Origin of the sequence: Brevibacterium antiquum CNRZ 918 (genome assembly GCF_900169145.1) — a bacterium.
GTDB lineage: Bacteria > Actinomycetota > Actinomycetes > Actinomycetales > Brevibacteriaceae > Brevibacterium > Brevibacterium koreense.
The window spans coordinates 193,846-219,671 of sequence record NZ_FXZD01000004.1; the positions used below are offsets into that span (position 1 = coordinate 193,846).

The following is a 25,826-nucleotide window of genomic DNA, read 5'->3' on the forward strand; positions in this document are numbered from 1 at the left end:
CCGACGCGCACGGCAGTCGTCCCGCTTGAGAGTGAACTCATAAGCGGCTGACGGGGTCGGACCATTCGGTCCGGCCCCGTTTTCGCTACACTGACACCGACGACACATCCGGGCTTCAACCTGCCCAGACGGAAGAAGGACTAAATGACATCCACCCCGGTTCACGAATCCAGCTACGCCAGCAGACCCGTCCGCACCCATCGCCGCCGTGTGCTCCTCAAACTCTCGGGCGAGGTGTTCGGCGGAGGAAAGATCGGAGTCGATCCCGATGTCGTCGCCGCTGTAGCCAAAGAAGTAGCCCCCACCGTCGACGAGGTGGAAGTCAGCATCGTCGTCGGCGGCGGAAACTTCTTCCGTGGAGCAGAGCTGTCCCAGCGAGGAATGGATCGTACCCGTGCCGACTACATGGGCATGCTCGGAACAGTGATGAACTGCCTCGCGCTGCAGGACTTCCTCGAACAGCTGGGCGTCGACACCCGGGTGCAGACTGCGATCCCGATGTCCCAGGTGGCCGAGTCCTACATTCCGCGCCGGGCCATGCGCCACATGGAGAAGAACAGGGTTGTCATCTTCGGTGCAGGGGCCGGACTGCCGTACTTCTCCACCGATACCGTCGCCGCGCAGCGTGCGCTGGAAATCCACGCCGACGAAGTCCTCATCGCCAAAAACGGAGTTGACGGTGTCTACACCGCCGACCCGAACATCGACCCCACAGCGGAGAAGATCCGCGAGATCACCTATCAGGAGGCGCTGCAGAAGGGCCTCAAAGTCGTCGACGCAACCGCCTTCTCCCTGTGCATGGACAATAAACTGCCGATGCACGTCTTCGGCATGGAAGGTGAAGGCAATCTGCGCAAAGCGATCGTCGGAGACAAGATCGGCACCGTAGTCAAATAACCCACGTGGTTCATATCCCCGGGCACGCAGCGCCTCGAAACATCTTCGCAGACGAAGTCCAGGACTCTCCCTGGACCAATCGGTTGCGGCATTCGGCAGCTATGACCCATAGAATGAACCCAAAGCTCCCATCGACGAAAAGAGTGAGTCGTGATTGAAGAAACGCTGGCCGAGGCCAGAGAGAAAATGGACAAAGCCGTGGAATTCACGCAGGAGGACTTCTCGTCCATCCGCACCGGCCGCGCCAATCCCGCACTGTTCGCTGCCATCGAGATCGAATACTACGGTGCACCGACGCCTCTTCAGCAGCTGGCCTCGTTCCAGACCCCGGAAGCCCGTACGATCCTTGTGACTCCCTATGATCGTGGTGCGCTGGGTGACATTGAGACCGCTCTGCGCAATTCGGACATCGGCGCCAACCCAGCCAACGACGGCAACGTCATCCGCGTCGTGCTCCCGGAACTCACCGAGGAGCGCCGCAAGGAATACGTGAAGATCGTCAAGAGCAAGGCTGAAGACGGCAAAGTGTCGATCCGCAACATTCGTCGTCACGCCAAAGAGACCCTCGAACGCATCAAAAAGGACGGCGACGCCGGTGAGGACGACGTCGCACGTGGAATCTCCGAACTCGACGACCTGACGAAGCGCAAGGTCGACAGCGTCGACAAGCTGCTGAACCAGAAGGAAGCTGAGCTCCTCGAGGTCTGATGATTTCGTTGACCGGGCCAGGCAGTCCTGCATCCGATCCGGCTCCCCTTGGGGAGCCGGATCCGGTTCCGCATGCATCAAGCTTTGAGACCCCATACCCGAAGCGCAGAGAACTGCGCAACTCCGGTAAGGACTACTCGCCGGAAGATCTGGAGACGAACCCGGCTGCGGAGACCGGGCAGGACGTCCCCGAGGTGGCACAGAAGGACTACGGCAGGGCCGGACGAAATCTGCCCGCTGCGATCGGTATCGGGCTGCTCATCGGCGGCGTCGTCCTGGCCTCGCTAATCGTCTACCCGATCTCCTTCCTCTTCATCATTCTCATCGCCATCGTCGCCGCGATGTGGGAATTGGCCAACGCGCTGTCTCGTTCGGGATCACTCGTGTCGCGGATACCGACCATGGTGTCGGCGGCCTGCATGGTGGTGGCGACCTTCGTCGGCGGCCGCGAAGCACTGTGGGTGACCTTCGCCGCCAGCGCCGGCGCCGTCATGCTCTTCACCATGGTCGAGCGACGTAAGAACGCGGTCAAAGATGTCTCGCTGTCTCTCTTCGCACTGACCTATGTCGGTCTCATGGCCTGCTTCGTCGTGTACCTGCTGACCCAACCCGACGGCAATCTCTACGTCATCCTGTTCCTCGCCAGCGTGGTCGCCTCGGACACCGGCGGCTACGTCTTCGGCGTCCTTTGGGGTAAACATCCGATTGCACCGAGAATCTCCCCGAAGAAGTCGTGGGAAGGCTACATCGGCTCGGTGGTCTTCGCCGCCGCGGTCGCCACCATCCTCGCTGTGACTCTCTTCGACGCCCCGTTCTGGACCGGATTGGTCTTCGGTGCCGTCATCCCGGCCTTCGCCACCCTCGGCGACTTCAGCGAATCGATGATCAAACGCGATCTCGACCTTAAAGACATGGGAACACTGCTGCCTGGACATGGTGGCGTCATGGACCGACTCGATTCGATCCTGCCCACCGCCCCGGTGGCTCTGGTGATGTTCTCGATCCTGCCCGGCTACCTCTGATCCGCAGCGGCCCGGCCGTCAACCGGCCCGGCCGTCAACAGGCCCGGCCGTCAACAGGCGTGGCGGCACACACACCCCAAGAGATTTGCTCTCATGAGACAATAGTCGTGTGAGTTCTCAAGCAGGCAACAGGCAGACCCGTCCCATCGTCGAACACGCAGACGGGACGACATCGAAGACGCCGACGCGTGAGGGTCGTCCGCTGCTCAATTTCAAATCTCCGCGAGCCAGTCAGCCGAAGCAGCATCTGGCTGATATGACGATGGACGAACGCATCGAAGCGGTCAAGGAGATGGGGCTGCCCGCCTTCCGCGCCAAGCAGATCTCGACCCACTACTTCTCGCACTACCAGACCGATGTCGAGTCCATGACCGACCTGCCCAAGGATCTGCGTGCGGACCTGCAGGAACGATTCTTCCCCCACCTTCTGACCGAGGTGCGTCGCCTGCGGACCGCGAATGGCGACACGATCAAATTCCTGTGGCGCCTCTACGACGGTGCGCTCGTCGAATCGGTGCTCATGCGCTACCGCAATCGCGTCACACTGTGTGTCTCCAGCCAGTGCGGCTGCGGAATGAACTGTCCCTTCTGTGCGACGGGACAGCAGGGCTTGACACGCAACATGTCCGCCGCGGAGATCGTCGAACAGGTCATCCGCGCCAACCAGGTCATCGCCGCGGGCGAGCTCGCACCGGCACCCTCGGGCGATATGCCCGCGGAAGGTGAGACCGCTCTCGGCGCCGAATCCGATGAAGACCAGGGTGAAACATCCGAGGCCACGGTCGATGAATCGGAAGCCACCGCCTCGGCGACGGGACCCGAACGCGTCTCCAATATCGTGTTCATGGGAATGGGCGAACCCCTGGCCAACTACAAGCGGGTGATGAACGCGGTGCGCCGATTCGTCGAGCCTGGTCCGCAGGGACTGGGAATGTCGGCCCGTCGGATCACCATCTCCACGGTCGGCCTGGTCCCAGGCATCAACAAGCTGGCGGCCGAGGAGATTCCGGTCACCTTCGCCCTCAGCCTCCACGCACCCGATGATGAACTGCGCGACGAGATGATCCCGGTCAACACCCGCTGGAAGGCTGATGAAGCCATCGATGCCGCGTACAACTACTACCAGGTGACAGGACGTCGGGTGAGCATCGAATACGCGCTCATCAAGGACATGAACGATCACCCCTGGCGTGCGGAGCTGCTGGCGAAGAAGCTCAACGCCCGTGGTCGCGGCTGGGTCCACGTCAATCCGATCCCGCTCAACCCGACGCCCGGCTCCGTGTGGACCGCGTCCGAGCCTGAGGTGGCGGACGAATTCGTGCGCAGGCTCATCGACCAGGGGATCCCCACGACGATCCGCGATACGCGCGGTTCGGACATCGATGGGGCCTGCGGACAGCTCGCTGCCGCTGACTGAGAAGTCGCGAACACGCATTTTCCGCGTCCGCCATTTACCATGGTGGATAAGACACTCACGCACGATTCGCTTCTGGAGGCTACATGGCGGACACGACTTTCCCCCGAATGTCCGGATGGAAGAACGGCTACGACCCGAAACAAGTCGACAGCTTCTTCAAACGTGCGCGCGAATCCTTCGAACGCCCCACCCCGCAGCCCGGTGACCTCGACTCCCGAGCGGTGCGCACCGTCGGCTTCGATCTGGTGCGCAAGGGATACCACGTCGCCGTCGTCGATGCCGCACTCGACCGCCTCGAAGACGCCTTCGCCAAACAGGCACGCGACCGCCTCATCGCACAGTCGGGCCAAGATGCCTGGGTATCCGAACTGACCCGTGTTGCCTCGTCCCTGCGGGGACGCCTGGTCCGCGAACCCGGTGAGCACTTCGACAATCCGGCCCCGGGAGTCATCGGCTACGACATCGATCAGGTTGATGACATGTGCGAGAAGGTCAACGCCTACTTCACGCAGGGTGTGGCGATGAGCGTCGACCAGGTCCGCCGTGTCCTGTTCAAGACGGCCAAGGGCACCAAGGCCTACGACGAGGACCAGGTGGATGCCTTCATCGACCGCGTCGTCGAAGTGATGGCCTCCGTTGACTGACTTCCACTACTTCGAAGCACCCACAGACACCTTCGCCGGAACACTCAACCCGGTGTTCGAGCTGCTCGACTTCCCGATCGTCATGGGCGGCGCCGATGACATCGTCCTGACCGGACCGACCCCGGAGTCACCACTGGTCGATGGCCGCGAAGTCACCGACCCGCGGCTGGTCAAGGCGCTGTCGAAGCCCGTGGAACTCGATCGCGCCGAGGTGCTGGACCGAAGCGCGAAACTCGGCGGAATCCTCCGCGCCATGGGGGTCGTGGGCACTGAGAGCGAACGAGTAGTCATCGCCGAGGATGTTCCACCGATCTCTCGGGCACTGAGCATCCTCGGTGCCGTCCGCATCGGAGCCAGCGTCGACGTGCGCTCCGGCGCCGCGTCAACCCTGGACACGTCGTCAGCGAAGTCTTCCTCCGCTCAGGCCGGAGCCGAAGGCATCACCACGGTGATCGTCCACACGATCGACGCTCCTCCGATCGAATCGGGACGGGCATCGGTCAAGGTCATCCGTTCCCAGTTCGAGGGTGTCGGCATCACCGTCGCAGGCGAGACTGCGAACATCGACCAAGCGATGAGGGACTCTCGAGTCGAACCAGCCGCAGTGGCCGCGCTGAGACCCGACCGGCCGCTGATCGTCATAGACGAGAAGCTGCTCGACGCGCAGTCGAGCCTGGAATGGCTGTCCCAGGAGATCCTCGCTGAGGTCTGAGGCCACTGGTCCAGAAGAGTCTGAGCAGTTGAGCGCCGCCTCGGTGGCCGCCCATCTGCGCCACGCAGGGTGCGTCTTCGCCGAAGACGAAGCCCGGATTCTGATTCAAGCCGCGCAGGAATCCTCTTCTGACACGGCAGACCGCGAAGCCACCCTGACCGGACTCACGGCTCGGCGCGTGGCGGGCGAACCTCTCGAACAGGTCGTCGGCTGGGTCGAATTCGCAGGTCAGCGGCTCGCCGTAGCTCCAAACGTGTTCGTACCCCGGCAGCGAACCACGCTGCTGGCGAAACAATCGGTGCGTGCCGTCAGAGAAGCGGGGGCCGGAGCACGCTTCCTCGAAGCATTCTGCGGCGTGGGGCCTGTAGCCGCCTCAGTGTTGCGGGCGTCTCCTGAAGCTGAGATCCACATCGGCGATCGGGACGAATCGACCCTTGCCTGTGCGCGGAGAAATATCGGGCCACATGGCGAATACCATCTGCTCAACTGCTTGGACGGTCTGCCGCAGCACCTGGCGGGCAGCTTCGACGTCATCTCAGCAGTTCCGCCCTACGTTCCCGACGCTGCGGCGATGTTTCTGCCCAGGGAGGCACGGGACCACGAGACGTCGGCGGCCCTGTTCGGAGGAGCCGACGGCCTGGACCTGGTCCGGCGCCTCATCGGAGAATCACATCAGTGGTTGTCTCCAGGCGGCGTTGTGCTGATCGAATGCGGGATCGAACAGCAGCACACCGCCGTCGAATTCGCTGCGACCGCGGGATTCTCGGCCAGCATCGTCCTTGGTGATGACGAGCAGACCACGGTGCTGAAGCTGCGGTGACCAGGGTCAGCCGGCAACGCGCCGTCGACTGACCGCCGCGCCGGCACAACGTCGACTGACCGCCGCGCCCGTACAACAACGACAACCGCTTGCCAGAAGTGTGGGAGCACAGCATTTGTGCTCTACGTTCACACTTCTGGCAAGCGGTTGCTATGCGGCGGTCGGAGAGCACCGAGGACGTGGAGGCGCCGCCCGCGCTGCACGCTTGTCGACCGGCGCTGCACGCGAGTCGACCGGCGCTGCACGCGAGTCGATCAGTTCGCGAAGGCGTTGATTCCGGTCAGGCTGCGGCCGAGTGTGAGCTGATGGACCTCGTGGGTGCCTTCGTAGGTGAGCACGGTCTCGAGGTTGACGGCGTGGCGCAGTGGTGGGTATTCGCTGGTGATGCCCGAACCGCCGAACAGCGCGCGCAGGTCCCGACACACGTTCATCGCTGTGTCGACGTTGACCATCTTGCCCAGGCTGATCTGCTCGGGACGCACCCCGTTCTCCGAGTCCTTGAGCTTCCCCAGATGGGCGGCGAGCAGTGTGATCTGCGAGTACTGGCCGAAGGCCTTCGCGAGCTTCTGCTGGCTGATCTGGAACGAGGAGAGCGGGCGGTCGAACTGAACGCGGGTGCCGGTGTAGTCCAGCGCAGACTGGAGGGCGTCGCGTGCTGCGCCGGTGACTCCGAAGACGATTCCGTAGCGGGCTTCGGACAGGCAGGACAACGGTCCCTTCAGACCCTTGGCCTCAGGCAGCATGGCATCTTCGGGCAGGCGCACGTTGTCGAGGACGATCTCGCCGGTGATCGAGGCACGGAGGGAGATCTTGCGGTGGATCTCGGGAGTCTGGACGCCCTCGGTGTCGCTGGGGACGACGAATCCTCGGACAACGGGCTTGCCCTTGGAGTCGGTCTCCTCAGTCTTGGCCCAGACGACCATGACATCGGAGACGGGGGAGTTCGTGATCCACATCTTCGCGCCGTTGAGGATCCAATCGGACCCGTCCTTCTTCGCTGTCGTCTTCATACCCGACGGGTCAGAGCCGACATCCGGTTCGGTCAGACCGAAGCAGCCGATGGCCTTGCCTGCCGCCATCTTCGGCAGCCATTCTTCCTTCTGCGCCTCGGAGCCGAAGTGGTGGATGGCGAACATGGCCAGTGATCCCTGGACCGACACGAGCGAGCGCAGACCCGAGTCCACGGCTTCGAGCTCACGGCAGGCCAGACCGTACTGGGTGGCGGTGGATCCGCCGCAGCCGTAACCGTCGAGGTGCATGCCGAGGAGCCCGAGCTCGCCGAGTCCCTCCGCGAGTTCCCGAGCAGGGATCGTGGCGTCGAGGAAGTAGTCGCCGATCTTGTCGCGGACGTTCTCATCAAGCCATTTCTTCACGATGGATGCGAACTCGAGGTCATCTTCCTCGAAGACCGAATCCAATCCCAGAATGTCGTCGGGGCTCAGCGTTGCACTCATAAAAACCTCTCTCGCCATTGATTCGCATTGCATATCTCACGTCGCCGTTGACACCGATGTCGAGTCATTTCTCAGAGAACTTTGGCATTATCGGTAGGCGTGAGCAAACGTAGAATCATTGTAGTCGGCTCGACCGGTTCGGTCGGCACCCAGGCCCTCGATGTCCTGGCGGAGAATGCGGCGGATTTCGAAGTATTCGGCCTCGCTGCTGGAACCCAGCTCGATGCGCTGGTCGTCCAGGCCCTCGATTTCTCGGTCCCCGTCATCGGCCTCACCCACCCACCTGAGGGTGGTCCGAGTGAGATCCGGCAGCGTCTGGAGCAGGCCGCCGGCGAACGGGGGATCAGTGATCCCGTCCGTGAGATCCACGTGGGCCCCGACGCCGCCGAGGTGGTCGCTGGGCGCATGTGCGACATCGTCCTCAACGCGGTGACCGGAGCCGCCGGCCTCGGTGCGACCCTGGCAGCGCTCGACCGCGGCACCGATGTCGCGCTGGCGAACAAGGAGTCGCTCATCATCGGCGGCTCGATCGTCCTCGATGCCGCGGCCCGCACCGGAGCCGCCCTGATCCCCGTCGACAGTGAGCACTCTGCGATCGCCCAGGCCCTGCGCTCGGGCACACACGGTGAGGTGAGCAAGCTCGTCATCACAGCCTCTGGTGGGCCCTTCCGCGGCATGACTCGTGATGCGCTGCGTCGTGTCACGCCGGCTCAGGCACTCAAACATCCCACCTGGTCGATGGGATCGATGATCACCATCAACTCGGCGACCCTGGTCAACAAGGGCCTCGAAGTCATCGAGGCCCATCTGCTCTTCGACATCGACTTCGACCACATCGAAGTCGTCGTCCATCCACAGTCCCAGATCCATTCGATGGTGGAGTTCAACGACGCTTCCACCCTCGCGCAGATCTCCCCACCGGATATGCGCCTGCCCATCGCCTACGCCCTGGGCACACAGGCAGACGGTCAGACCCGTCGGCTGGCATCCGGGGCGGTGGCGAACAACTGGGGACAGCCGATGCACTGGTCGTTCGAACCCGTCAACCACATCGCCTTCCCAGCGCTGGGTCTGGCCGTTGAAGCAGGACGGAAGCGGAAGAGCTTCCCCGCAGTGTTCAACGCCGCCAACGAGGTCCTCGTCGAAGCCTTCGTCAACGGTGAGATCCCATTCACCGGAATCGACAAGGGAATCGAACGGGCGCTGCAGGCCCACGAACCTGCAGCCGAGCACACGGTCGACACCGTCCTTGCCGCCGACGCCTGGGCCAGGGAGTTCGCCCGCCGGGACTTGGCAGCACAGGGCAAGACCCTCGGCGGCTCCTGATATGACAGTCGTGCTCTACATCGTCGGGATCGTCCTGTTCCTGATCGGGATCTCGATCTCGATCGGACTGCACGAGCTCGGCCATCTGACTCCGGCGAAGAGGTTCGGGGTCAAGGTCACCCATTACATGGTCGGCTTCGGCCCGACGGTGTTCTCCTTCCGCCGCGGCGAGACGGAATACGGAATCAAGGCACTGCCCTTGGGCGGGTTCATCGCCATGCCGGGAATGTATCCTCCGCTGACTGCGACGACACGCCGGGCCGACACAGCCTCAGGCGGCGATGCCCTCCACGCTGAAGACGCGGTCGGGGACGATCACCTCGGCGATGGCACCGCCGAGGGAAACACCGGCGCCGACGTCGTGACCGAGGCCCCTCGCCCGCGGAAGCAGCGGCGCGGTCGCCTGTTCGAGAACACGATGGCCGATGCCCGGGATTTCTCGAACCAGGAGATCGAACCGGGGGAGGAACACCGGACGTTCTACGCCCTGAACGTGCCCAAACGACTCGTCGTGATGTTCTCCGGGCCTCTGGTCAACCTTGTTCTCGGGATCATCATCATGGCGATCTCACTCATCGGCATCGGGATCATGACCCCGACGACCACGGTGCAGACGGTGGTCGAATGCGCGGTACCGGCTTCCGAAGCGGCGCAGCGTCCCGCAGACCAGAAGAAGAGCTGCCAGGACGATGATCCGCTCACTCCCGCGTGGGAAGCCGGGATCAAACCAGGCGATGACATCACCTCGGTGGCCGGAGTCTCCACCGACAGCTGGGACGAACTCTCCGGCGTCATCAAGGAGCATGCCGGTGAGCGAGTCGACGTGGAGTTCACCCGCGATGGTCGCTCTCAGTCCGTCAATGTCCCGATCATCGCGCATGAGAGCGTCCGCGTCGACGACAGCGGACGGCCCGTGATGAATGCCGATGGCACACCACAAACGGTCACGGAGGGCTTCTTCGGCGTCGGGCCCGTCCAAGAGCGTCAGCCGCTGCCGCTGAACGAGTTCCCCGGCGCGGTCTGGGAGCAGGTCAGTGGCGTCTTCCACGCGATCGTGACCCTGCCGGTCAAGCTCATCGACATCGCCGAGGTGGCCACCGGTTCGAAGGAACGCGACGCCGAGGGGCTGGTCGGCATGGTCGGAGTCGGGCGCATCGCCGGTGAGATCGTCTCAACCGATAAGTTCCAGATCATGGAGAAGGCACAGTTGGGGCTGGGCATGCTGGGATCACTCAACATCTTCCTGTTCGCCTTCAACATGATCCCGCTGCTGCCGCTCGACGGTGGACACATCGCAGTGGGCCTCTACGAAGGCGCACGGCGCCAGATCAACAAATTCCGCGGACGCGGACGAATCGGTCCCTTCGATACGGCCCGGCTGCTGCCGCTGACTTACGTCGTCATCGGGCTGATGCTGTGCATGACGGCGCTGCTCGTCTACGTCGACCTCGTCAAACCCGTCACGCTCGACGCGATCTTCAATTCCGGGTAGGCCTCCTCAGCTGCTCAGCGAGATCGTCTGCACCTCGCCGAGGTGGTCCAAGCTGACCGTGATCGTCGCCGTCTGTGTCGTGTGTGCCGTCACCGTCCCCTTCAGCGGGGTCGTCATGGTGACATCCTCATCAGTGAAGGACTGAGTGAGCTGCCGGTCGTCTTTCCACGCGTCGAAGCGCTCACGGCGTTCGGTACGGGGCTCATCGAGGTCCATGTTGACAGTGAAGAGTTCGTTCGCGACCTCCTCGTCGAAGTCGATGACCAGGTTCGCTGCGCGCAGCACAGTCTCTGACTGTTCGGGTGCGACGCGGTGGTGGGGTGCCGGCACCGCGAAGCTTGTGCGTATCAGCTGCCGATCGGGACTGGCCGTGGCGGCGGCCCAACCGGCGTCGATGGCCTCCCTGACGGTGCGTTCAGCCGGGTAGTACGTCGTATTGCCGAACACGACGATGCTCAGTCCCAGGTCCGGGAACCAACGCATGTGCGAGCCGTATCCGGGGTAGCCGCCGGAATGGCAGACGACGCGGCCGAACCGGGAGTCGAGGCGGGGCTGCAGACCGAAGCCGTAGTTGACGGATTCGGCGTGGTGCTCGCTTGTCTGGACCTCGATGAGTCGATGCGACTGCTGATTGTCACTCAGGATCCGCGGCAGTGCTCCCGGCGCATAGGCGTCGAGGCTGTCCAGGGCGTCCATATGGGCGTTCATCCAGGTCCCGATGTCGTTGACCGTGGAGATGACTCCGCCAATGGGGGAGAAGGCTCCGGGGCCGGTGAGTTCGGTCGGGTGGCCCTGGCCGTTTCGGTCGATGCGGATGCCGGGCATCAAGTCTGGGAAGTCGGCGACGTCGAAACCAGTGCGACTGAGGCTCAGAGGCTGAAGCACCTCGGCGGTGACGATGTCGATGAACGGCTTCCCGGTCACGGACTCGGCGACGAGCCCGAGGAGTGCGTAACCGAGGTTGGAGTACTCGTATCCGGTGTCTGCGGGCGCGATGGGGATGGCTCCGCGTTTGAGGTAGTCGATGAGTTCGGCACTCGTCATCGCCTCCACCCGATCAGCCCAGGGATCGTCCTTGGTGAATCCGGTGCCCATCGTCAGCGCCTGTCGGCAGGTGCGGTCGGCAATCGATGTGCCCCTGAGCTCGGGAACGATCTGGCCCAGCGACCTGTCAAGATCCAGGCCGTTGGCCGCGAGGCAGCCTATCGCAGCGGCGGTGAACGACTTCGTCATCGATGCGATCCGGTACGGAACGTCGCCGTGGGCAGCCGTCCCGGTCTCGCCTCGGCGAAAGACTCCCCAGGCGAGTGTTCCGCCCTGGTCCGCGAGAGACTTCGCTGCAGCTTCGAGTCGGCCGATGACGGCCTGGGTATCGGGGTGGGTGAACGGCACGGAAGCAACTCGGCTCACAGACTTCTCCTCTGCACGGACGGCAAGTTTCCTTCACGATACCTGCGAAAGGATGCTGTGGTGAGCGATCACACCGTGGTCGGAGAGGCCGGACACGGTTTGAAGTCCTACAATATGAATGACTCGAACGTTCAGTCTGGTCACCAGTCGTCAATGAAGGGAATGTCTTCGTGACATCGGTCAACCTCGGAATGCCTGCCCCACCACCTCCTGTGCTTTCGCCGCGACGGAAGACGAGACAGATCCAGGTCGGAAAGGTCGGCGTCGGTTCCGATTTCCCCGTCAGCGTCCAGTCGATGACGACGACTCAGACCACAGACATCAACGGGACTCTGCAGCAGATCGCCGAACTCACAGCCTCAGGCTGCGACATCGTGCGCGTGGCCTGTCCATCGCCTGATGATGCTGCGGCACTTCCGGCGATCGCGCAGAAGTCGCAGATCCCGGTCATCGCCGACATCCACTTCCAGCCGAAGTACGTCTACGCTGCGATCGACGCCGGTTGCGCCGCTGTACGCGTCAATCCCGGCAACATCCGCAAGTTCGACGATCAGGTCAAGGAGATCGCCAAGGCTGCGAAGGACGCCGGAACCTCGATCCGGATCGGTGTCAACGCCGGTTCGTTGGACAAGCGGATCATGGAGAAATACGGCAAGGCCACTCCGGAGGCGCTCGTCGAGTCCGCTGTGTGGGAGGCCTCGCTGTTCGAAGAACACGACTTCCACGATTTCAAGATCTCTGTCAAACACAATGACCCCGTGGTCATGGTCCGCGCCTACGAGATGCTCGCCGAGCGCGGTGACTGGCCCCTGCACCTCGGTGTCACCGAGGCTGGGCCCGCCTTCCAGGGCACGATCAAATCCGCCACCGCCTTCGGCGCACTGCTGTCGCAGGGCATCGGCGACACGATTCGCGTCTCACTCTCCGCACCACCCGTGGAGGAGATCAAGGTCGGCAATCAGATCCTCGAGAGCCTCAACCTCAGACCTCGCAAGCTCGAGATCGTCTCGTGCCCGTCCTGTGGACGTGCCCAGGTGGACGTCTACACGCTCGCTGACAAGGTCACCGCCGGGCTTGAAGGCATGGAAGTTCCTCTGCGAGTCGCTGTCATGGGCTGCGTCGTCAATGGTCCCGGCGAAGCCCGTGAGGCCGACCTCGGTGTGGCCAGCGGCAACGGCAAGGGTCAGATCTTCGTCAAGGGGGAGGTCATCAAGACCGTGCCCGAGGACATGATCGTCGAGACCCTCATTGAAGAAGCCAATCGCATCGCAGCGGAGTCCGACGTCCCATCCGGGGCGCCCGACGTCGTCGTCGGCTGAGATCTGACCTGTCCGAAAAGCTGCCTGGTGTGTGAGTATCTGAACAAGGAGGCTCTCTCGTGTTGAGAGTCGCTCGTCTGGGACATCAGCACACCCGTTGGCTGAAGAGCCTGCTCGCGCTCAACCCGTGTGAGAACGTCTACCTCATCGCGCTGCTCGAAGTCACGGGCACAGCGCAGATGGGCTCACCCGCCGGTTCCCTGCTGGGCGTCTTCGACGATGACCGACCGGTCGCAGCCTACTGGGTGGGCGGCAACATCATCCCCGTCGCGGCGACCCCGGGGACCAATCAGGCCCTCGCCGAGAAGCTCAACGCCGATGGCCGCTATTCCTGCTCCCTCATCGGTGCCCGTGAGATCATCCTCGATCTGCACAGCCGCCTGAACTGGGGACGTCCCCGCGGGGTCCGTGATCGGCAGCCGTTGCTGGCGATCAGTTCCGACCCCTTGGTCCAACCCGACGAGTCGGTGGATCTGGTGACGGTGGAACAGTTGCCTGCGGTGTTCTCGGCCAGTGTTGACATGTTCACCAACGAGGTGGGCTTCTCGCCGGTAGAAGGCGGCCAGTCAAGCTATATGGCTCGAGTCCGCAACATCATCAGGGGCAAGAACTGCTTTGCGCGCATCTCGGACACTCTGCCCCAAGGCGGATCGGTGGCACGCTGGCCCGCGACGGACCAACCCGAGCAGGTGCTGTTCAAAGCAGACATCGGCATCCGCGCACCGCGCATTGTTCAGGTTCAGGGCGTCTGGGTTCATCCCGACGTTAGGCAGCAGGGCCTGGGCGCTGCCGGAATGGCGGCAGTCGTGGCGCAGACTCGAGCGGCCGGGCACACCACGGTGAGCCTCTACGCCAATGATTACAACGAGGTGGCCCTACGTATGTACACACGTGTCGGTTTCGAACAGGTGGGCACCTTCGCCACGGTCATGTACTGACCGACCTCAGTCCAGCAACGCGAGGCAGACTCCGCGTCGACAGCAGAGTTGCGCGTCGAGAGCAGAGGCTAGCCTGGAGAGCCGAGGGCCGGGAGTCTGCTCTCGAAGGTGCAATCGTCTCTCGACGACGTCAGCGGCCTCAGGGGTCTCAGCGGCCTCAGGGGTCTCTGCGGCCTCAGCGGTCCCGGTTCCGGGGCTTTGCCAGGTCTCCCAGAAACTTCTCCATCTCCCGGCGGTCCTTCTTCGTCGGCCGGCCCAACCCCTTGTCTCTGCGGGGGACGAAACCGCGCAGAGCAGGATCCGGTTCCGGGGTGAGATCCTCGTAGCACTGCACGGCGATCGATGCCTGCGGACGTGTGGGGACGAAGCCGGTGATCTTCCAGGTGAACTCGGTGCTGGCCTTGCGCACGCGCACCTCCTGGCCGATGGAGACCTTCTGCGCCGCCTTGACACGCTGACCCTCGACCTGGACGTGGCCACCACGGCAGGCCTGAGTCGCTAAGTTCCGGGTCTTGAACATCCGAGTCGTCCATAGCCAGACGTCCACGCGAACGTGCTTGCCCGGCGAACGGTCAATCTCCACAGTCAGCCTCCCTTCTGTCAGTGTGCACCACAGTCAGCCTCTGCTGCGTCGGTGCCCACTATCCTCAGTGTCCACTATCGCCACCATCGTCAGCGCCGGCGGTCGAGGCCACGCTGCCTGCATCGCGATGCAGAGCGATCTCGGTGCGGCGAGTGAATGTCTGGGCGGGGCGGCCACGTCCCTGAGACACAGCCTGCCCGGTGGGTGCGAGCAGCGGCAGCATCGTGCGGCGGAACGTATCTGCCTGCAGATCCTCTCCCGAGACGATCTGATGCAGCTCACGCAGCTGCCGCAGCGAGAACTCGTCCGGCAACAGCCCGAACGGGTCGGGTGTGCGCTCATGCAGGGAACGCAGGCGGTGGACCGCAACCCGGACGATCTCCTGATGCTCGGCGCTGAGCTCACGCACCGAATGCACGGGCGCCAGCTTTCGCCGCCGCGCATCCTGCGGATCGGGCTCGGTCTCTGGAGAACTCGCGTCGCCGAATCCCACATCGGTCGTCGACAGCACATCGAGGTGCGCCACCGAGATCACCCACCCGCGATCATCACGATCGGGCTGGTCGAAGACATGGAGCTGGACGGGGGCGCGATCGACGAGCCGCGCCTTTTCGCGCAGGCACCGTGCAACAGCCTCGGCGAGTCGCTCCTGGGGCCGCAGAATCGATCCCGGCAGCTGCCACGCGCCGTCGCCGGAATGGGTGAGGAGCACGTGCAGACCACGTCGGGGGACTGGGCAGAGGACCGCGGTGTCGACCGCGACCGATGGCCGCGGGAACTGCGTCAGTTGAGTGGAATCAGGCATGCTCTTCGTATCGGTCAGCGAGTCGGTCGGTCAGCGATTCGGCCTGAATCGCTCAGACCCTGGTGGACGTCTGTGCCTACCAGTCTAATTCGCTTCCACCACCTGACGAATCCGACCCTGCCAACTAACGAATCCAACCCCGCCAGCTGACGGTTCTATGATCAGCACACGGCAGATCCGGACCCAGTAGCTGCCTGATCCCGATCGTCACTCTGGTCGGTTCTGAACCGCAATTGCCGTGCGGATACTCGCGTGCGATAGTGTTCGATCTGAGTCCTGACAAGTTGAGGAGTATCACCCATGGCCCTGCGCATGTCGTCCCTGTTTGTGCGAACCCAGAAGGAGGACCCGGTCGGAGCCGAGGTCGCCAGCCACAAACTTCTGCACCGTGCGGGATACATCCGCCGATCGGCCCCGGGGATCTACACATGGCTGCCGCTGGGACTGAGCGTCCTGGGCAAGATCGAAGCCATCGTGCGCGAGGAAATGGCCCGAGCCGGATCACAGGAAGTCCACTTCCCCGGCCTGCTGCCCGCCGACCCGTACAGAAAGTCCGGACGATGGGAGGCCTTCGGCCCCGATCTGTTCCACCTCAAGGACCGCAGAGACAACGACTACATCCTTGCCCCCACCCACGAAGAGGTCTTCACCCTCCTCGTCAAGGACCTGTACTCCTCCTACAAAGATCTCCCACTTTCGATCTACCAGGTCCAGACCAAATACCGTGACGAGGCCAGGCCCCGCGCGGGTCTGCTGCGCGGACGCGAATTCATCATGAAGGACGCCTACTCCTTCGATATCGACGACGCCGGTCTCGACGCCTCCTACGAAGCGATGCGCGTGGCCTACCTGCGCGCCTTCGCCCGCCTCGGCCTGCCCTGCCTGCCGGTCAAGGCCACCCCCGGCGCCATGGGTGGATCGGGCACTGAGGAATTCATCTACCCCTCCGAGGTCGGTGAAGACACCTTCGTGCGCTCACCCGGCGGGTACGCCGCCAATGTTGAGGCCGTGACCTCGATCGTGCCCCAGCCGATCGACTTCTCACTCTCACCCGCAGCCCACGTCGAGGACACGCCCGAGACATCCACGATCGAGACTCTCGTCGCCGCCGCCAACGAGAACCATCCTCGCGAGGATCGGGCCTGGACGGCAGCAGACACGCTCAAGAACGTCGTCTGCGCCGTCACTCACCCCGACGGTACCCGCGAGATCATCGTCATCGGTCTGCCCGGTGACCGTGCCGTCGACCTCGACCGAGCCGCCGGCACCGGAATGCTGGGCAACGGCGAAGTCGATCTCGAAGCGGCCACGAGCGACGACCTCGTCGCCCACCCGGAGCTCGTCAGGGGCTACATCGGACCGGGCCTCGACCTCGACAATCAGGTTCTTGGCCTCGAGGGCACCTCGAAGGTCCGCTTCCTCCTCGACCCGCGCGTCGTCGACGGCACCCGCTGGATCACCGGGGCCAACGAGCCCGGGCGGCACGTCTTCGATCTCGTCGCCGGTCGCGACTTCACCTCCGATGGCAGCATCGAAGCCGCCGAGGTGGTCCTCGGTGACCCCGCACCCGACGGTTCGGGCCCGCTCGAGTTGGCTCGTGGTGTCGAGATCGGTCAGATCTTCAAGCTCGGCCGCAAGTACGCCGAGTCTCTTGACCTCAAGGTCCTTGACCAGAACGGCAAGGCCACGACCGTGACGATGGGCTCCTACGGCCTCGGCGTCACCCGTGTCATGGCCTGCATCGCGGAGGAGTACCACAGCGAATCCGGTCTCCTCTGGCCTCAGCACCTGGCCCCGGCCGATGTGCACGTCATCGCCGCGGGCAAGGGCGAGGACATCGCCGAGGCTGCCGAGAAGCTGACAGGCGAGCTTGAATCCGAGGGCGTCACCGTCCTCCTCGACGACCGCCTCAAGGTCTCACCCGGCTTCAAGTTCGCCGATGCCGAACTCATCGGCATCCCGACCGTGATCGTCGTCGGTCGCGGCCTGGCCGAGGGAGTGGTGGAAGTCCGCAACCGTCTGGCCGATGAGAAATCGGAGGTGCCCGTCGCCGAGGTGGTCGCCTCCACTGTGGCCACGATCCGCGCCGCTTACGCCACGGCGTCTGCCGCGGCAGACGCTGCAATCGCACACACATCTGCACGTTGAACCGACGCAGGTGATGGAGGCGCTCACCGCCGGCATCGATGTCACCCTTGGCATGCTTCTGTGGCTGTTGGCCGCGGGCGTGCTGGCTGGGTGGATCGATGCCGTTGTCGGTGGTGGCGGCCTGATCCAGCTGCCGGCCCTGCTATTGGTGCCGGGCATGACGCCGGTCCAAGCGGTCGCGACGAACAAGGTGGGATCGATCGCGGGCACGACCGCCTCGGCGGTGACCTATCTGCGCAAGATCACCCCTGACCGATCGGCGACGATCCCCGCCGCTGCCACGGCCTTCCTCGGAGCCGTGTTCGGTGCCAAACTCGCGACCCTGGTCCCTGGTACACTCTTCACTCCGATCATTCTCGCCGCACTCATCGGGGTCGGACTCTTCACGGTCCTCAACCCCAGCCTCGGCGCCGATGCGAGTCTGCGGTTCGGGGAGTCCTCGAAACGCCACCATGGGCTGTCATGGCTGATCGGACTCACGATCGGTGTCTACGACGGAGTGCTCGGTCCAGGCACTGGATCCTTCCTCGTCATCGCGTTCGTCACGGTCATCGGGTTCTCATTCCTCCAGGCCTCGGCCACAGCGAAGGTCATCAACTGGGCGACGAACTTCGGAGCTTTGGTCTACTTCATTCCCGACGGCCAAGTCGTCTGGGCACTCGGCCTCGTTGTGGCTGTGGGCAATGTGCTCGGCGGAATCTTCGGCGCGCGCACGGCATTGAAGAAGGGGTCCGGCTTCGTCCGGGTCATCTTCGTCGTCGTGGTCTCCGCGATGATCCTCAAACTCGGCTACGACGTGATCTCCGGCCTGATCCACTGACTGCTACCTGACGGCGGCCCAGCAACCTCGCGCGAGGTAGCTGGGCCGCCGTCAGGTAGTTCGAGAGCGGTCAGCCGATGGGTTTGAGAGCGTGGGCATTGACGCCGGCGACGTCTGCCCCTGACAGCGCGCGCGCCACCCACAAGGACCTCGCGGCATCGGCCAGTGCCCCGGACGATCCGCTGCGGGCGGACCTGAGGTACCAGAACATGTTCGTGACCTCCCGCGCGACGGCGGCACCCATCCCGTACTGCGGGTCCATGCCCGCGCACAGAGCGAGGTCGGTGGCGAACCCGCGCAGCCAAGCGGCTTGAGCCTGCGAATGCTGGGACGGGATCTCCACGAGACGGTTCCACAGCACCGGTGCCAGTGTGTAGGCGGTGGGCCCCGACAGCGGCTGCGGGTCGATGGCCTTCCACGTCGAGATGCCGGCGGCATCGGGGTTGCCAGCGAGGATGTTGTAGTAATGCAGATCGGCGTGGATGAGCCATTTCTCCTCAGATGCGGCAAGAGTGTGCATCCAGTTGCGTGCGAACGAGAGCAGGCGTGAATCATCTGGACCTGCCTCGGACCAGCCGCTGAGCAGACCCGCATCGGCATCGAAGGTGCTCAGCCATCCTGCGGCCACATCCTGGACACGCAGAAACTCCGAATCCGCGGGAATCTCGAGCGACCGCTGCAGGGCACCCCAGACCGGGGGCACATCAGCTAAGGGCAACACGGAGAGATTATCCGTCGTCCGCAACCGCTCCTGCAGCGTCACCCTGAAGCTGCGATCGTCCCTGATCACCCGGACGGCGCCGTGCCCGTTCCACATCTTCAGCGCCCGCAGAGCCTGCGCATGCGCGGCTGTGTGCGCCGAGGTGGGGGCCGCGAACCGCAGCACGCCTTGATAGTTCTCCTGGGTCAGGACCGGGATGACGAGGCTCTCACAGCCGGCCCACGGTGAGCCGGGGGCATCGTCGAAGCTCAGCTGCCACCGATCGGCGAGCTCATTGGCCATGAAATCCAGTGCGGCGACCCAGGAAGTGGTGCGGAAGTCGCCGATGATGTCGGCAGTGGCGTTGAACAGAACCGGTGGGACCTTCACTTTCTCGCCTCCGCCTCTCCCGAGCCTCCGGAATAGGAGTAGCGCAGAACCTGTGGGCTCGCGAAGACCGTGCGCGTTCGGGCCGATTCCCACAGTCGCACAGCGGCTCGCGGATCGGAGTGCAGCCACGGCAGGAGGGCCGCTGCGAGATTGTCCTCGAGGGAACCAGCCAGCTCCTTGGCGGCCTCCGGGTCGGTGGGGCTGGGGTTAAGCGTCCATGCCGGGGCACCTGGATCTGCGTTCTTCTCACCGAGGTTTTCGAGCATTTCTCCTGCCAGTAAGCCCAACGACTCCAGCCGGGCCACAGCACGACTGCGCTCGCGCGACTTCGCATCGAAATTCACGGCGAGTCGCTCATACCCGTAAGACGCGGCCCTGGCCTGGTCGAGGATCGCATTCCACATCGAGACAGCAGTGGAATCCTCGGCCCTCGGGGACCCTGCATCGGACGAGCCCGAGGCCGTCGCGGATTCCGGTTCACCGGAAACGTCGTCGCGGCCGGACCTGCGTGAGTCCTGGATCAGAGCGTCTGCGCTGCGAATGATCTCGGCGTGCTCTGCCCCTGCCGTCAGAGCCAGGCCGGTCGCCACGTCGACCAGCACGGGGATGAGGCCCGAGCCCAGTGTCGGCACAGCTGTGAACACGGCAGTGGACACCGCCTCGGAGGCGGCGATGTAGGTGCGGGGCTCCTCGGCCGGTGGGGACTCGGTGGCGATTTCGGTGGGTGGTGACCACACCGGACCGATGGCATCCCGGAGTTTCTGCAGGTCCTCACCTGCGGTCTCTGGGTCGTCGTCTCCTGCGGTGGTGGCGGCAAGGATTCTGGCGACGCGGTTGCGCAGCTGGTTCGTCTCATCGAGGGTCGGCACGTCCGGGGGAGTATCGAGTCTCACACCGCACCCGGACAGCAGGCTCAGGCTCGCCCCGCTCGCACCGACGAGGAGAAGAGCGCGACGGCTGACGGGAAAACGCATAGGCCAATCCTAGCGGATGCTTAGCCTCACCCGGGGGAGTCGCTTAGGGTTGGGCATAGGCAATCAGCAGGGGCAGAAACGACGTATCCGCGCGGGGCACACCTCGGGCGCGGGACGAGGACTGGAGGACACATGGATGAGGACGTGGCGCAGATCGAGGAACTCCTGCGGGAGCCGCTGAAGACCTCCGGGTTCTACCTGGAATCGGTGAAGGCCGTCGCTGCCGGCCAACGGCGGGCGCTGACGGTTGTCGTCGACCTGGACGAGTCCAGTACGGAACCGATGTCGATGGACAAAATCGCCGAGTCCAGCCGACTTGTCGGTGACACCCTCGACGAGGTCGAGATCTTCCGCGACAAGCCCTATCAGCTCGAGGTCACGAGTCCGGGAGCGACGAGGAAGCTCGAGTCCCCGCGGCACTTCAAGCGAGTGCTCGGCCGTCGACTCGAAATCAGCACGAAGAAGGGCAATTTCAAGCTCGATCTCGATGATGTGGGCGAGAACTCAATTTCCGGAATGGATCCCGCCAGCCATGAGAAGCGGACAGTCTCGCTGCGCGACATCGTCAAAGCGCAGGTCGAACTCAAATTTCGGTGAGCGCAATCTGAGATAGAATGTCACGCCTGCATAAATGAAGACCGACAATTCAATGCTCGAGGGAGCCGGAGAGGATATAGGCCATGGATATCGACCTCAGTGTTCTGCGCATTATCGAGCGAGAGCGGGAGATTCCGCTCGACACTCTGATCGAACTGATCGAACAAGCGCTCTACCTTGCCTATCAGAAGACCGAGGGTGCGTGGCCAGATTCCCGTGCCGAACTGGACAAGACCTCAGGCGAAGTCCGCATCCTTGCGGTCGAGTTCGACAACGATGACAATCCGATCGGCGAATTCGACGACACTCCCACCGGCTTCGGACGCATCGCTGCGCAGACGGCTCGCCAGGTCATCTACCAGCGTCTGCGCGATGTCGAAGACGAAACGTTGCTCGGCAGCTTCAAGGGCCGCGAGGGTGAGATCGTCTCCGGCACCATTCAGCAGGGCAGAGATCCGCAGATGGTGCAGGTCGACCTCGGAGATGTCGAAGCAGTCCTGCCTCCGCACGAACAGGTTCCCGGTGAGTCCTACCGCCACGGAAGACGCCTCCGCGTCTACATCGCCGACGTCCACAAGGGACTCAAGGGAACATCCGTCACCGTCTCGCGCACGCACCCGAACCTCGTGCGCAGGCTGTTCGCGCACGAAGCACCGGAGATCGCAGACGGCACCGTAGAGATCGTCTCTCTGGCCCGCGAGGCCGGCCACCGAACCAAACTGGCAGTGCGCGCCACAAAGCCCGGAGTGAATGCGAAGGGCTCATGCATCGGCGAGCTCGGTTCCCGCGTGCGGGCCGTGATGAACGAACTGGGCCAGGAGAAGATCGACATCATCGACTACAGCGACGACCCGGCCAAGTTCATCGGCCATGCACTCTCACCCGCGAAGACGACGAAGGTCGACATCCTCGATCCCGACCTGCAGGAATCACGTGCCATCGTGCCCAGGGACCAGCTCTCCCTGGCCATCGGCAAGGAAGGGCAGAACGCGCGCTTGGCGGCCAAGCTCACCGGCTGGAAGATCGACATCGTCCCTGGCGAGTAGGCATCGGGCGTGATCTGAGCCACTCGGGGCGTGGCACTGGTGGGGATGGAAGTGCTGTAGAATTGTGTACTGTGATTGTAGGCGCGGCACCCCGAAGGACGTGCATCGCCTGCAGGCAAAAGGCAGACCGGGGCGAACTCACACGATTCGTGATTCGACCCGATCAGCATCCGGCGATCGTCCATGACGTGTCAGCGACACTTCCGGGACGAGGAGCCTGGGTGCACCCGGACGCCATATGCCTGAAGAAGGCATTGACGGCTGCATCCTTCGCTCGAGCCTTTCGAACGAAGGTCACCGCCTCGGACCTGCCGAGGATGGATACCGAACCCAAGAAGAGCGGGTAGCCCGAATGGACAACAAGTTGTGAGTGTCGTGCGATGACACCGCTATCGGAATTCGAGAGAGCAGTGAAATGAGAACTGCTCTTCATTGATGAGGTTCTTTCCTGACCGGGAAAGAACCCGGACAGGAGAACTGTGGCAAAGCCCCGTGTTCATGAGCTCGCGAAAGAGCTCGGCACTACAAGTAAGAACGTCCTCGAGAAACTCCAGGGCCTGGGCGAATTCGTTCGCTCCGCTTCCTCGACCCTCGAGGCACCCGTTGTGCGTAAGGTGAAGGAAGCATTCGCCGATTCCGCTCCGGAGACCTCCAGCGCAGACAAGGCATCCGGCGCATCCGCCGATTCGAAGTCGGCCGCCAAGCCGGGCGCAAAGCCCGCGGCGAAGCCCGGTGCTCCCAAGCCCGGTGCAAAAACTGCGGCCAAGCCAGCAGCCAAGCCAGCAGCCAAGCCCGGTGCCAAGGCAGCATCGGCGCCGACCGATGCAGCTGAATCCACACCCGCAGAGACGACACCCGCAGCCAAGTCAACCGGGGCGAAGCCGGGCGCTAAGCCTGCCGCGGATGCGAAGTCTGCCGCAGACGCGAAGCCTGCCGCAGATGACAAGCCCGCTGCAGATGACAAGCCCGCCGCAGACGCGAAGCCTGCTGAGGCTGATGCGTCCGCTGCTGCGCCCGCTGAGGCCGCAGCAGGCTCCTCCGCCGAGGAAGCCAAGCCCGCGGCGCGTTCGAACGCGCCGAAGCCAGGTGCGGCTCCGAAGCCGGCTGCTGCTCCCAAGCCGGGTTCGGCGCCAAAGCCGGGCTCTGCTCCGAAGCCGGGCGGCCGCTCGCCGGCCCGTCCCGGAAACAACCCCTTCGCTCCAGCGCAGGGCATGCCCAAAGCAGCCGGACGCGGTGGACCGAAGTCCGGTAATCGCCCCGGCGGCCAGGGTGGTCAGAGCGGTCAGGGCGGTCCAGGAGCGCGCCCGGGCAACAACCCGTTCGCGAATTCGCAAGGGATGCCGAAGCCAGGGCAGAAGCCGCCTCGTGCATCCGGTGAAGAGGGCGCTGCGGGTCCGCGTCCGGCACCACGTCCGGGCGCACCTCGCCCCAACCCATCGATGATGAAGAACTCTGCGCTGAACAAGCCGGCCCCAGGCCGCGGTCGCGGCGGAGGACGCGGTAACGCGCCTGCCGGCGGACCAGGCGCAGCACCGGGAGCAGCTCCGGGAGGCGCACCCGCAGGTCGTCGCGGACCCGGAGGTGGCCCAGGCGGTCGTGGCTCAGGTCGCGGTCGCGGAAGCACTCAGGGCGCATTCGGCCGTGGTGGCGGTCCTCGTCAGAAGGGACGCAAGTCGAAGCGGGCCAAGCGCGCCGAGTTCGAACAGATGCAGACACCGTCGGTCGGTGGCGTCTCTGTTCCACGCGGCAACGGCACCACTCCGCTGCGTCTGCGTCGCGGATCCTCTCTGGCTGACTTCGCCGAGAAGATCAACACCGATCCGACGAACCTCGTGACGGTGCTTTTCCACCTCGGCGAGATGGCGACGATCACCCAGTCTTTGGACGAGGGCACTTTCGAGGTCCTCGGTGACGAGCTCGGCTACAAGATCGAGATCGTCTCACCCGAGGACGAGGACCGTGAGCTGCTGGGAACCTTCGGCCTCGACCTTGACGCGGAAGCCGCGGACGAGGACGACGAGGATCTCGCAGCACGTCCACCGGTCGTCACCGTCATGGGTCACGTCGACCACGGTAAGACCAAGCTTCTCGATGCCATTCGCTCAGCGAATGTGGCGGCCCGCGAAGCCGGCGGAATCACACAGCACATCGGTGCCTACCAGGCCGAGGTTGAACATGATGGCCTCGATCGCAAGATCACCTTCCTCGATACCCCAGGTCACGAGGCGTTCACCGCCATGCGTGCCCGTGGTGCGAAGTCGACCGACCTTGCGATCCTCGTGGTCGCGGCCGATGACGGCGTGATGCCGCAGACAGTTGAAGCACTCAACCACGCACAGGCGGCGAATGTGCCGATCGTGGTCGCAGTGAACAAGACCGATAAGGAAGGCGCGAACCCTTCCAAGGTGATGCAGCAGCTGACCGAGTACAACCTGGTAGCCGAGGAATACGGCGGCGAGACCATGTTCGTTCCGATCTCTGCGCTCAAGCGCGAGGGCATCGACCAGCTGCTGGAATCCGTGCTGCTGACCACCGATGCTGCGCTGGACCTCCGGGCCAACCCGGACAAGTCCGCTCGCGGCATCGCGATCGAAGCCAAGCTGGACAAGGGCCGTGGCGCGGTTGCGACCGTGCTCGTCGAATCAGGGACTCTGCGTCAGGGAGATGCCATCGTGTGTGGCACCGCCTATGGACGTGTGCGTGCGATGTTCGATGAGAACGGCAACCTCGTCGAGGAAGCGGGACCATCGCGTCCAGTCCAGGTGCTGGGTCTGTCCTCCGTGCCGCGCGCCGGTGACACGTTCATCTCCACAGATGACGACCGCACCGCACGCCAGATCGCTGAGAAGCGTGACGCCATCGAACGCAATGCCGCTCAGGCTCGCGGTCGCAAGCGCATCAGCCTCGAGGACTTCACCAAGGCACTCGCCGAGGGCAAGGTCGACATGCTCAACCTCATCCTCAAGGGCGACGTGTCCGGTGCTGTCGAAGCACTGGAGGATTCGCTGCTCAAGATCGATGTGGGCGACGACGTCGACCTGCGAATCATCCACCGCGGTGTGGGTGCGATCACGGAGAACGACATCAACCTGGCGACGGTCGACAACGCGATCGTCCTCGGCTTCAATGTCCGTCCGGAAGCGAAGGCTCGCGACCTGGCCGAACGCGAAGGCGTCGACGTCAGGTACTACTCGGTCATCTACCAGGCGATCGACGACATCGAGAGCTCGCTCAAGGGCATGCTCAAGCCGGAGTACGAAGAAGTCCAGACAGGCACCGCGGAGATCCGCGAAGTCTTCCGGTCCTCCAAGTTCGGCAACATCGCCGGCTCCATTGTTCGCGATGGTCACATCACCAGGAACGCGTCTGCTCGCGTCACCCGTGATGGCGTGGTCGTCGGGGACAAGGTCAAGATCGAGTCCCTGCGTCGCTTCAAGGACGATGCCACAGAGGTCCGCGAAGGCTACGAGTGCGGTATCGGCCTGGGCAGCTTCAACGATCTGCGAACCGGTGACATCATCGAGACCGTCGAGATGCGCGAGAAGCCTCGCGACTGATCAGCGCATCGCTTTCCCATACCGGGTTCTGAACGGGGAGTGTGCGA

General features: G+C 63.8%; 23 protein-coding genes. 17 read left to right on the forward strand and 6 right to left on the reverse strand.

All coding sequences use genetic code 11. The features are described 5' to 3' along the window. The first annotated feature begins 144 nt into the window (after nucleotides 1-144). The 7 genes from pyrH (at nucleotide 145) to BANT918_RS07810 (ending at nucleotide 6,220) form a co-directional block, all read left to right on the forward strand. Nucleotides 145-897, forward strand: a complete 753-nt coding sequence (gene pyrH, locus BANT918_RS07780) for a UMP kinase (protein ID WP_101619708.1) — start codon at nucleotides 145-147, stop codon at nucleotides 895-897. A 150-nt stretch (nucleotides 898-1,047) separates the two neighbouring features. Then, nucleotides 1,048-1,605 (forward strand): ribosome recycling factor, encoded by a 558-nt coding sequence (frr, locus tag BANT918_RS07785; protein WP_101619709.1) that lies wholly within the window; start codon nucleotides 1,048-1,050, stop codon nucleotides 1,603-1,605. Continuing rightward, nucleotides 1,605-2,627: a phosphatidate cytidylyltransferase gene (locus BANT918_RS07790; RefSeq protein ID WP_101619710.1), complete on the forward strand. Its 1,023-nt coding sequence runs from the start codon at nucleotides 1,605-1,607 to the stop codon at nucleotides 2,625-2,627. Before frr ends, BANT918_RS07790 begins: the two co-directional genes overlap by 1 nt. A gap of 145 nt (nucleotides 2,628-2,772) precedes the next feature. Continuing rightward, a complete protein-coding gene (gene rlmN / locus BANT918_RS07795) occupies nucleotides 2,773-4,044 on the forward strand; it encodes a 23S rRNA (adenine(2503)-C(2))-methyltransferase RlmN (protein WP_101619800.1) in 1,272 nt (423 codons plus the stop codon). An 83-nt stretch (nucleotides 4,045-4,127) separates the two neighbouring features. Then, the gene (locus BANT918_RS07800) at nucleotides 4,128-4,688 is read left to right on the forward strand and encodes a DivIVA domain-containing protein (RefSeq protein WP_101619711.1); all 561 of its coding nucleotides are present in this window, start codon (nucleotides 4,128-4,130) and stop codon (nucleotides 4,686-4,688) included. Further along, nucleotides 4,681-5,400: a hypothetical protein gene (locus tag BANT918_RS07805; RefSeq protein WP_101619712.1), complete on the forward strand. Its 720-nt coding sequence runs from the start codon at nucleotides 4,681-4,683 to the stop codon at nucleotides 5,398-5,400. The genes BANT918_RS07800 and BANT918_RS07805 overlap by 8 nt, the downstream gene beginning before the upstream one ends. Before the next feature lie 28 nt (nucleotides 5,401-5,428). After that, nucleotides 5,429-6,220, forward strand: a complete 792-nt coding sequence (locus tag BANT918_RS07810) for a methyltransferase (protein ID WP_101619713.1) — start codon at nucleotides 5,429-5,431, stop codon at nucleotides 6,218-6,220. 254 nt (nucleotides 6,221-6,474) lie between these two features. Here BANT918_RS07810 and BANT918_RS07815 read toward each other — a convergent pair whose 3' ends face one another. Next, a complete protein-coding gene (locus BANT918_RS07815; protein ID WP_101619714.1) occupies nucleotides 6,475-7,674 on the reverse strand; it encodes an acyl-CoA dehydrogenase family protein in 1,200 nt (399 codons plus the stop codon). Nucleotides 7,675-7,773: 99 nt separating this feature from the next. Here BANT918_RS07815 and dxr point away from each other — a divergent pair, with 99 nt between their 5' ends. Beyond that, nucleotides 7,774-9,000 carry a 1-deoxy-D-xylulose-5-phosphate reductoisomerase gene (dxr, locus tag BANT918_RS07820; protein ID WP_101619715.1) on the forward strand — a complete coding sequence of 409 codons (1,227 nt, stop codon included), beginning with the start codon at nucleotides 7,774-7,776 and terminating at the stop codon, nucleotides 8,998-9,000. A 1-nt stretch (nucleotide 9,001) separates the two neighbouring features. After that, nucleotides 9,002-10,492 carry a M50 family metallopeptidase gene (locus BANT918_RS07825; protein ID WP_101619716.1) on the forward strand — a complete coding sequence of 497 codons (1,491 nt, stop codon included), beginning with the start codon at nucleotides 9,002-9,004 and terminating at the stop codon, nucleotides 10,490-10,492. 6 nt (nucleotides 10,493-10,498) lie between these two features. Here the strand turns inward: BANT918_RS07825 and BANT918_RS07830 are convergent, their stop codons facing one another. Further along, entirely contained in the window at nucleotides 10,499-11,902 is a 1,404-nt protein-coding gene (locus BANT918_RS07830; RefSeq protein ID WP_101619717.1) for a serine hydrolase domain-containing protein, read from the reverse strand. 170 nt (nucleotides 11,903-12,072) lie between these two features. Here BANT918_RS07830 and ispG point away from each other — a divergent pair, with 170 nt between their 5' ends. Then, the gene (gene ispG, locus BANT918_RS07835) at nucleotides 12,073-13,221 is read left to right on the forward strand and encodes a flavodoxin-dependent (E)-4-hydroxy-3-methylbut-2-enyl-diphosphate synthase (RefSeq protein WP_101619718.1); all 1,149 of its coding nucleotides are present in this window, start codon (nucleotides 12,073-12,075) and stop codon (nucleotides 13,219-13,221) included. A gap of 59 nt (nucleotides 13,222-13,280) precedes the next feature. After that, the gene (locus BANT918_RS07840) at nucleotides 13,281-14,159 is read left to right on the forward strand and encodes a DUF4081 domain-containing GNAT family N-acetyltransferase (protein ID WP_101619719.1); all 879 of its coding nucleotides are present in this window, start codon (nucleotides 13,281-13,283) and stop codon (nucleotides 14,157-14,159) included. A 175-nt stretch (nucleotides 14,160-14,334) separates the two neighbouring features. Here the strand turns inward: BANT918_RS07840 and BANT918_RS07845 are convergent, their stop codons facing one another. Both BANT918_RS07845 and BANT918_RS07850 read right to left on the reverse strand, forming a co-directional pair. Continuing rightward, nucleotides 14,335-14,742 carry an RNA-binding S4 domain-containing protein gene (locus tag BANT918_RS07845; protein ID WP_101619720.1) on the reverse strand — a complete coding sequence of 136 codons (408 nt, stop codon included), beginning with the start codon at nucleotides 14,740-14,742 and terminating at the stop codon, nucleotides 14,335-14,337. A gap of 64 nt (nucleotides 14,743-14,806) precedes the next feature. Next, on the reverse strand, nucleotides 14,807-15,547 hold the full coding sequence (locus tag BANT918_RS07850) for an NUDIX hydrolase (protein WP_101619721.1): 741 nt from the start codon (nucleotides 15,545-15,547) through the stop codon (nucleotides 14,807-14,809). A gap of 300 nt (nucleotides 15,548-15,847) precedes the next feature. Here BANT918_RS07850 and BANT918_RS07855 point away from each other — a divergent pair, with 300 nt between their 5' ends. Then, nucleotides 15,848-17,695: a proline--tRNA ligase gene (locus BANT918_RS07855; RefSeq protein WP_101619722.1), complete on the forward strand. Its 1,848-nt coding sequence runs from the start codon at nucleotides 15,848-15,850 to the stop codon at nucleotides 17,693-17,695. Between the two features lie 13 nt (nucleotides 17,696-17,708). After that, nucleotides 17,709-18,515 carry a TSUP family transporter gene (locus tag BANT918_RS07860; RefSeq protein WP_101619723.1) on the forward strand — a complete coding sequence of 269 codons (807 nt, stop codon included), beginning with the start codon at nucleotides 17,709-17,711 and terminating at the stop codon, nucleotides 18,513-18,515. Between the two features lie 70 nt (nucleotides 18,516-18,585). Here BANT918_RS07860 and BANT918_RS07865 read toward each other — a convergent pair whose 3' ends face one another. Beyond that, on the reverse strand, nucleotides 18,586-19,605 hold the full coding sequence (locus BANT918_RS07865; RefSeq protein ID WP_101619724.1) for an aminoglycoside phosphotransferase family protein: 1,020 nt from the start codon (nucleotides 19,603-19,605) through the stop codon (nucleotides 18,586-18,588). After that, entirely contained in the window at nucleotides 19,602-20,579 is a 978-nt protein-coding gene (locus BANT918_RS07870; RefSeq protein WP_101619725.1) for a hypothetical protein, read from the reverse strand. Before BANT918_RS07870 ends, BANT918_RS07865 begins: the two co-directional genes overlap by 4 nt. 132 nt (nucleotides 20,580-20,711) lie before the next feature. On the opposite strand from BANT918_RS07870, the gene rimP reads away from it, so the two are divergent. From rimP to infB, 4 genes are all read left to right on the forward strand, one after another. Then, nucleotides 20,712-21,176, forward strand: coding sequence for a ribosome maturation factor RimP (gene rimP, locus BANT918_RS07875; RefSeq protein WP_101619726.1), 465 nt, complete (start codon nucleotides 20,712-20,714; stop codon nucleotides 21,174-21,176). A gap of 83 nt (nucleotides 21,177-21,259) precedes the next feature. Continuing rightward, entirely contained in the window at nucleotides 21,260-22,222 is a 963-nt protein-coding gene (nusA, locus tag BANT918_RS07880) for a transcription termination factor NusA (RefSeq protein ID WP_101619727.1), read from the forward strand. A gap of 71 nt (nucleotides 22,223-22,293) precedes the next feature. Next, a complete protein-coding gene (locus tag BANT918_RS07885; protein ID WP_101619728.1) occupies nucleotides 22,294-22,569 on the forward strand; it encodes a YlxR family protein in 276 nt (91 codons plus the stop codon). A 132-nt stretch (nucleotides 22,570-22,701) separates the two neighbouring features. Next, the gene (gene infB, locus BANT918_RS07890; protein WP_101619729.1) at nucleotides 22,702-25,779 is read left to right on the forward strand and encodes a translation initiation factor IF-2; all 3,078 of its coding nucleotides are present in this window, start codon (nucleotides 22,702-22,704) and stop codon (nucleotides 25,777-25,779) included. The last annotated feature ends 47 nt before the right edge of the window (nucleotides 25,780-25,826 follow it).